6 protein-coding genes are annotated in these 8,084 nt (G+C 65.3%); 3 read left to right on the forward strand and 3 right to left on the reverse strand.

Annotated features, from left to right (window positions below; all coding sequences use genetic code 11):
* The first annotated feature begins 3 nt into the window (after nt 1–3).
* A complete protein-coding gene (locus I6F33_RS27265; RefSeq protein WP_225132036.1) occupies nt 4–1,548 on the forward strand; it encodes a GMC family oxidoreductase in 1,545 nt (514 codons plus the stop codon).
* A gap of 619 nt (nt 1,549–2,167) precedes the next feature.
* Here the strand turns inward: I6F33_RS27265 and I6F33_RS27270 are convergent.
* The 3 genes from I6F33_RS27270 to I6F33_RS27280 form a co-directional block, all read right to left on the reverse strand.
* The gene (locus tag I6F33_RS27270) at nt 2,168–2,431 is read right to left on the reverse strand and encodes a hypothetical protein (RefSeq protein WP_225132037.1); all 264 of its coding nucleotides are present in this window, start codon (nt 2,429–2,431) and stop codon (nt 2,168–2,170) included.
* 90 nt (nt 2,432–2,521) lie between these two features.
* On the reverse strand, nt 2,522–3,904 hold the full coding sequence (gene chrA, locus I6F33_RS27275; protein WP_225132038.1) for a chromate efflux transporter: 1,383 nt from the start codon (nt 3,902–3,904) through the stop codon (nt 2,522–2,524).
* Nucleotides 3,904–4,722 (reverse strand): chromate resistance protein ChrB domain-containing protein, encoded by an 819-nt coding sequence (locus tag I6F33_RS27280; protein WP_225113874.1) that lies wholly within the window; start codon nt 4,720–4,722, stop codon nt 3,904–3,906. Before I6F33_RS27280 ends, chrA begins: the two co-directional genes overlap by 1 nt.
* 194 nt (nt 4,723–4,916) lie before the next feature.
* On the opposite strand from I6F33_RS27280, the gene dmeF reads away from it, so the two are divergent.
* On the forward strand, nt 4,917–5,876 hold the full coding sequence (gene dmeF / locus I6F33_RS27285; protein WP_225113875.1) for a CDF family Co(II)/Ni(II) efflux transporter DmeF: 960 nt from the start codon (nt 4,917–4,919) through the stop codon (nt 5,874–5,876).
* Between the two features lie 288 nt (nt 5,877–6,164).
* Entirely contained in the window at nt 6,165–7,997 is a 1,833-nt protein-coding gene (locus I6F33_RS27290; protein ID WP_036014989.1) for an adenylate/guanylate cyclase domain-containing protein, read from the forward strand.
* The last annotated feature ends 87 nt before the right edge of the window (nt 7,998–8,084 follow it).

Here is an 8,084-nt window from a genome sequence, read left to right on the forward strand (position 1 = left end):
GCGATGTACGATGTCATTGTTGTCGGCGGCGGCTCCGCCGGCGCCGCCGTGGCCGCAAGGCTCTCCGAAGATCCCGCACGGCGCGTCCTGCTGCTCGAGGCGGGGCTCGACTGGCGCGCCGACGAGGCGCCCTGGGAGGTGCGGACGCCGAATCCGATCCCGATCATCCACAAGCGCGAGTACCAGGAGAAATGGCAATGGCCCGATCTTCTGACGCGCCGCGTCGCTGGGCAGGAGCCGCGCTTCTACTGGCGCGGCAAGGGGCTCGGCGGCTCGTCGATGATGAACGGCCAGATCGCGATCCGCGGCGTTGCCGATGCGTTCGACGAATGGGCGGCCAATGGCTGCACCGGCTGGTCGGCGAAAGAGGTGATGCCGCTGTTTTCGGTGATCGAGGACGATCTGGAATTCGGCGATGTCGAGGACCACGGCCGCGGCGGGCCACTGCCGGTCTACCGCGCGCCTTTGCAAAAGTGGGGTCCGATCGACCGCGGCTTGCGCGATGCGGCACTTGCGAGCGGCTATCCCTGGTGCGCCGACGTCAATGGTCCGGACGGCGAGGGCGTTGCGTGCTACCCCATCAACAGCCGCGACTTGCGCCGCATCACCACCAACGAGGGCTATCTCGAGCCCGCGCGCGGGCGCGCCAATCTGGAGATCCGCGGGCATGCGCTGGTCGATCGTGTGCTGATCAGCGACGGACGGGCAACGGGTGTCCGCGTCCATATCCAGGGGCAGGGCACCGACGAGATCAGCGCACGTCAGATCGTGCTGTGCGCCGGCGCCATCCACAGTCCGGCGATCCTGCTGCGCTCGGGCATCGGGCCGGCTGAGGAGTTGAAGGCGATGGGGATCGCGGTCGAGCGCGATCTGCCGGTCGGCCGCCATTTCTTCGATCACCCGCTGTTTCGCGCCACCATACAGCTCCGGGAGGAGCTTCGCCCTACTGATCCCGATACGCGCCACACCAATTGCTGCGTGACCTATTCCTCGGGCCTCGCCAATGGCGGCAAGCGCGACATGATCCTGATCGCCTTCAATCATCGCGGCATCGGGAACCCCGGAGCGATCGGTGCAGGGCTGTTCAACGCCTATTCGCGCGGGACGCTCAAGCTGGCCTCGACCGATCCTGCAATCGATCCGGTCGTCGAGGAGAACATGCTGGCCGATCCGCGCGACATGCTGCGCATGATCGATGCGGTGAAACGCCTCGCGGTCATCACATCGCAGCCGGCGCTGTCAGGCATCGCCGACTGGATCAGGCTCGCTGACACGGATCTGACGCTGCCGCAGGCCGCCAGCCTGCCCGATCACGAGCTCGAAGCGGTGCTGCGCCGCGAGACGGGCGACATCCAGCATGCCGCCGGCAGCTGCCGTATGAGCGGCTTGGACGACCCGGATGGCGTGGTCAACCCCGACGGCACCGTGAAAGGGATCGGCGGCCTGCGTGTAGCCGACGCCTCGATCATGCCGTCCGATTGCCGCGCCAACACGCATTTCACGACGGTGGTGATCGGGGAAGCGATCTCGCGGATGATGATGCGGTAGCCGGCAGCCGGGATTCAAGGCGCATTGTGTTGAGTCACGCGCGCGTCGCGGAAGATGGGCGAGTGGCGGGACCAGATTCAATTCAACGTTGCGCGACATCGTTCCTACCAATGTTGAAAGCCTCCGACGAATATCATCAGGAACGTTTGCGCGCGGCTTCGATTGGCATGTCATCGTCAATCGGAGTTTGAACAATGCGAAAGACAATCTTCTCAGTGGCCATGTGTGCGTTGCTTGCTGGCGCGTCGATCGGGTTCGCCCATGCGCAGGCGGGCGGAGGTGCCGGAGGCGGGGCAGGCGCAGGTGGAGCGGGCGGCGCGGGTGCGGGCGCTAGCGCCGGGGCCGGAGGAACCAGCGGCGGAACGAGCGGCGCGGCGGGTGGAACAGGAGCGGGCGATGCAGGTACCGGCAGTTCGACGGGGTCCAGCGTAGGCGCCGGCGGCGGCAGTGGCGCAGGTTCCGGCCAGGGCGGTCCTCAGACCATCCGTCCGGGCGGCACAAACGATCCAACCCGACGCTAACAAACGTCGGCGCTTACGACGTGAATAAGGGAAGGCTGCAGGGTTCGACTCAGCAGCTTTCCCGCGGCATCAGCGAGCCGGCCCAAGGTGGAACGGGTCTATGGACTGAACAAGCTGCGAAGAAACCGCTCCTTTTCGCCGGGCGCATAACCTTGAGAAGCGCCGAAATAAGGTTCAGTGGCGCCAGGATAAGCTGAGGTTTCCGGCGGCGGCGCGTAGGCGAAGCCCGAAGCTGGACCGGACAGGATCATACCCTGACCGGAATGGACAATCGCGTGCCGCCGGTGTGGATGACGCGCCTGTGCGGCGTCGGCAACGCCGACCAAGGTGATCAGAAAACTGAAAACCAGAAGGAAACGCATCGCTGTTTCTCCAAACGCCCCCTGCCTAGGTGGCGTTCGGCCGCGGCGTTCCAACTCATCCTGGACTCATGATTAGTCACGTCCCTGGCATCAGATCATCCCGGCCATCCGCAACGCCACGCCCGCCGCGCAGCTGCCCGCCAGCACCGTCAGCATGCCGAGCTTGAACCGGAAGATCGCGGTGGCCGCCGCGATCGCCAGCACCAGCGCCGGCACGTCGACGCTCCTCAGCACCGGCATGTCGAAGTTCAGCGGAAACGCATGCACCGGCACGGTCTCGCGGAACAGGATGTGCAGCGCGAACCAAATCGACAGGTTGAGGATCACGCCGACCACGGCCGCGGTGATCGCGCTGAGCGCGCCGGCGAGGCCCGCGTTGCCGCGCAGGCGCTCGATGTAGGGCGCGCCGACGAAAATCCAGAGGAAGCAGGGCATGAAGGTAACCCAGGTCGCGAGCAGGCCGCCGAGCGTGGCCGCGAGCATCGGCGACAGGCCGCTAGGGTCGCGATAGGCCGCCATGAAGCCCACGAATTGCAGCACCATGATCAGCGGGCCCGGCGTGGTCTCGGCCATGCCGAGACCGTCGAGCATCTCATGCGGCTTGAGCCAATGATAATGCTCGACCGCCTGCTGGGCGACATAGGCCAGCACCGCATAGGCGCCGCCGAACGTAACCAGCGCCATCTTCGAGAAGAACAGCGCGATCTGGCTGAACACATTGGCCTGACCCAGGGCCATCAGCAGTGCGATCACCGGCACCAGCCAAAGCGCCAGCCACAGTGCACCGACGCGGATCGCGCGCGCCGTGTTGGGCCGGACGTGATCGGGCACGGCCTCGCCGAGCATGCTGTCGATCGCGGCGCCGCCGCCATGGGCGTGACCGGCCGGCGCGAATTCCGGACGGCCGCTTCGGGCGCCGGCATAACCGATGAGGCCGGCGGCGATGATGATGATCGGGAAGGGGACCGCGAAGAAGAAGATGGCGACGAAGGCCGCGGCCGCGAGCGCGATCATGATGCGGTTCTTCAGCGCGCGCTTGCCGACGCGCACTACCGCCTCGACGACGATGGCGAGCACGGCCGCCTTGAGCCCGAAGAACAGCGCCTCGACGAAGCTGACATTGCCGAAGGCGGCATAGATGTAGCTGAGGCCCATGATGGCGATGATGCCGGGCAGGATGAACAGCCCGCCCGCCATCAGCCCGCCGGCGGTGCGATGCATCAGCCAGCCGACATAGGTCGCGAGCTGCTGCGCCTCAGGTCCCGGCAGCAGCATGCAATAGTTCAGTGCGTGCAGGAAACGGCCTTCGGAGATCCACTTCTTCTCCTCGACCAGGATGCGGTGCATCACCGCGATCTGGCCCGCGGGGCCGCCAAAGCTCAGGCAGGCGACACGGAGCCAGACGCGAAAAGCTTCCTTGAAGCTGATGCCGTGACCGGCACCAGCTCCCGCTTGATCGGCGCGAACGTCCATTACGCCTTCACCTTGTTGGTCGGCCAGTTGTGAGTCTCGGTGGTGGCGTCGCGGCACCAGCGGTAGAAGGCATCATAGAGCAGCATGCCGGCCTCGAGCTGCTCGAGGTCGTCGTCATACATGCGCGACAGCCCGAGCGAGGCCGCGAGCAGGCCGGGCGCCTCCTGCGCGAGGTCGGGTCGCGCGGTGTCGGCGCCCCGCACCAGCGTCGCGAGACGCAGCAGGGGCGCGGTCGCGATGCCGAACTCCTCGATCATCACGTCGAAGGTGCAGAGCTCGCCGCGGTGGCTCCAGAACACGTTCTCGATGTCGAAGGGCGCTGCGCCGAACCGCTCGCCGACGGCGACCACCTCGGACGGCGCGACATAGAGGAACACTGCGCCCGGATCGACGAAGCGGCGGATCAGCCACGGGCAGGCGATGCGGTCGACCTTCGGCCGCGCCCGCGTCACCCAGACGGTGCGCCCCTTGGCATCGCGCGGCGGCAGCTTGCGGGCGTCGACCAGCGGCAGCTTGGCCGCCTTCCAGCCCTCGAAGCCGCCCTCCAGCGTTTCGGCCTGCGCGCCGAGCTGGCGTAACCAGGCCGCGGTGCCTTGCGCGAGCTTCTCGCCGCGGAGGCAGGAGACTACGGCGCGGCGGCCGGCGAAGGCGCCGCCCCAGTCCGCCACGTTGTCGTGGCCGAGCTTGATGGAGCCGGGAATCAGCCGCCGGTCGGCGGCGAAATCCTGCTCGGTGCGCACATCGATCAGAACAGGCGCATTCGCCGTGCCGATCAGCCGTGCCATTTTGTCGGATGAGATGGTCGTGAATGTAGACATGATGCGTCCTCGAGAACCAAACGGGACGCGATGCTTGGGCCTGTCGCCTCGTGGGGAGATCGCTCAAATCCCCATGGCGCAGATTACAGCGAAACTAAGAAGCACTGTCAATCCGCGGGACGATTGGTCCTTAGAAAATTGGTGCCTGCCGTCTATATTGGAGGCCAACAGAGCTGAATCTTCTGGAGAATTCGATGCATTCCCATTCCATCGAACAATGGACCCATGACCACGCCTTCCTGGGCGAGAAGCACGACGACAACGAGCGCCGCACCTGGTTCGTGGTCGTGCTGACGCTGGTCATGATGGTCGGCGAGATCGTCGCCGGCTCGCTGTTCGGTTCGATGGCGCTGCTCGCCGACGGCTGGCACATGGGCACCCATGCGGCGGCGCTCGGCATTGCCGCCTTCGCCTATCGCTTCGCGCGGCGGCATCTGGGGAATGCGCATTTCACCTTCGGCACCGGCAAGTTCGGCGATCTTGCCGCCTTCGCCAGCGCGATCATCCTCGGCCTGATCGCGGTCGAGATCGCCTATGAGAGCGTGCTGCGCTTGGTCAATCCGGTGCCGATCGTCTACGGCGAGGCCATGGCCGTGGCTGCTCTCGGCTTGGGCGTCAATCTCGCCAGCGTGTGGCTGCTGCGCGACAGCCACGATCATCACCACGGCCATGGCCATGCGCATGATGACCACGCCGAGCATGACCACGAGCGCGATCATCACCACCATCAGCACGACAACAACCTCCGCGCGGCCTATGTCCATGTCATGACCGATGCCGCAACCTCGGTGCTGGCGATCGCAGCGCTCGGCCTTGCCATGTATTCCGGCTGGGTCTGGGCCGACCCGGCGGTGGGTCTGATCGGCAGCGCCGTGATCGCGAGCTGGGCATTCGGCCTGATCAAATCATCGGGTGCGGTGCTGCTCGACGTGCGCGCCGACGAGAAGCTGGAGCGGGTGATCCGCGCCCGCATGGAGGTCGGTGAGGATCGCGTCACCGACCTGCATCTCTGGCAGGTCGGCCCCGGCCATTGTGCCGTGCTGCTCTCGGTGGTGTCGGACAAGCCGAAGCAGCCGGCCGTCTACAAGCGGCGGCTCGCCGGGCTGAAGGGCCTCAGCCACGTCACGGTCGAGGTCGAGACCTGCCCGCATTAGCGGTGAGTGAACGTGACTTCGCGCATGACGAGAAGAAGTTTGCGTTTTCATTTTGAGTTGTCGCGATTGCGACCCACCCGGGCGTTTCGCAAATCGTGATCTGGTTCATAACCGAGCGGCCAGCTGCGCAGTATGGATTGACGTGCGCTCGATGAGGACGTGCGTGCGCTGAGTTCGCAACTGCCGGGCAAGGTCCGGTCAACATCAAGGTAGTGAAGCAGTACCGGCCTTAAGGGCCATTCACCTGAGAGCCCGGTCAGCGGAGGCCGGGCTTCGGAGAGACGAGCAATGGGCCTCGTGCAGCAGGACACCGTGGTCCTCTTGGTCGACCTCGTCGAGTCCGTGCGTCTGATGCGGGAGCATGAGGCGTCCGCGGTGCGTCGATGGACCGACTTCGTCCAACTTGCCACCGGCCAAATTCTGCCGCGTTATCGCGGCGGCCTCGTGAAGAGCCTCGGAGACGGGCTCATGGCCCGCTTCGAATCCGTGCGTGATGCCGTCAATGCCGCCGCCGAAATGCACCGGAGTATCGCCGTTCAGAACACCGGGCGGCCTGAAGATCAACACTTCCAGCTTCGTGCGGGGATCAACTCCTCCACCGCCTGGAGTGACGGCACTGACATCTATGGCACCGGCATCAACCTCGCAGCCCGGCTCGCAACTCTTGCCGGTCCCGGTGAAACCATCGCCAGCGAGGCCGCGCATGAGCAACTGGCGACAGCTCTTGCCAGCCTGGCCAGTCCGGGGGAGACGATTGGCAGCGCTGCGGCGCGCGACGAGCTGACGCACGGAGTGGATGCGCTGTGCGAAGATTTGGGCGACTGTATCCTCAAGCACTTTGACAAGCCGGTTCGCGCCTACCGCGTTGGTCCGGCCAGTCCACACCCAAGCCTCGCAGCTCGGCGAGACTATGGAACTCCCATGGAGCCGACGATCGCCGTCATCCCCTTCGACGCGCGCAAGGACGCGGAGGAGCATCTCGACGTTGGTAACCTGATCGCGGACAGCGTGATCTGGTGCCTCTCCAGATCGGCGAACCTCAAGGTGATCTCGCGTCTGTCGACCAACATATTTCGCGGCAGGGTCAGCGATGTGGCGGAAGTATCGGCGCATCTCGGTGCCACCTACATTCTCAGCGGCAGCTATGTGGTCGATGCGGACCGGATTCTGGTGACGGCGGAGCTGTCCGCGGCGCGAACCAATCAAGTCGTCTGGACCGACCGCCTGAGCGGCAATATCGGCGATCTGCTGCAGCCGGAGAGCGAACTGGCTCACCGCATCGCCGCTGCAGTGCATCTGTCGGTCTTCGATGCCGAGGTCGAGCATATCCTGACCCAGCCGTTACCGACGCTAGAAAGCTACTCGCTGCTGCTTGGCAGCATCCGCCTGATGCACCGGTCGAGCAGGGAGGAGTTTCTCCAGACCCGGACGGTGCTGGAGGAACTGATCAATCGCCACGGCCGAATAGCTGCCCCGCGCGCCTGGCTCGCCAACTGGTACATCCTGCGCATGACGCGCGGCTGGTCCGAGGACCGCAAACGCGAGGCCGCCGAGGCCTTGAGCGCCACTCGCGCGGCGCTCGACCGTGACCCGTCCGACGCGCTTGCGCTTGCGACCGAAGGCTTCGTCTATTGTCACATGTTGAAGGACCTGGACGCTGCCCGAAAGCGGTGCGAGCAGGCCGTCGATGCCAACCCCAGCCACGCGTTGGGCTGGCTCTACCGGGGCACCGTCGACGCCTTCAAAGGCGACGGCGAGGCAGCCGTGGACGCAACGCGGCGCGCTCTGAAACTCTCCCCGCTCGATCCGCAGCGGTATTATTTCGAGTCCCTGGGCGCCACGGCGCTTCTATCGGCGCATCGATACGACGAGGCGGAAGAGCTCGCGCGCTCATCTCTCATTCTCAATCGCATGCATCCGTCTACGTGGCGGGTCCTCGCTATCGCACTCGTTTCGCAAGGACGGGTCGCGGAGGCCCGCGAAGCCTTGGGCAAGATGCGCGAGCTCGAGCCGCATTTGACCCTAGATCGATACATCGGGCGCCTCCCCAATGCGGATCTCGAAACAGGCAGGCACTGGGCTCGCTGCCTCGAAGTGGCAGGACTACCGACGACAGGCTGACTAACCTCATACCGACTTGTTTTCATAAGGAGGCAGGCAATGGCTCAACTAGGCGGGGCGGGAGGAGCAGGCGGTGCAGGTGGTGCT

The organism is Bradyrhizobium sp. BRP20 (genome assembly GCF_020194215.1).
GTDB lineage: Bacteria > Pseudomonadota > Alphaproteobacteria > Rhizobiales > Xanthobacteraceae > Bradyrhizobium > Bradyrhizobium yuanmingense.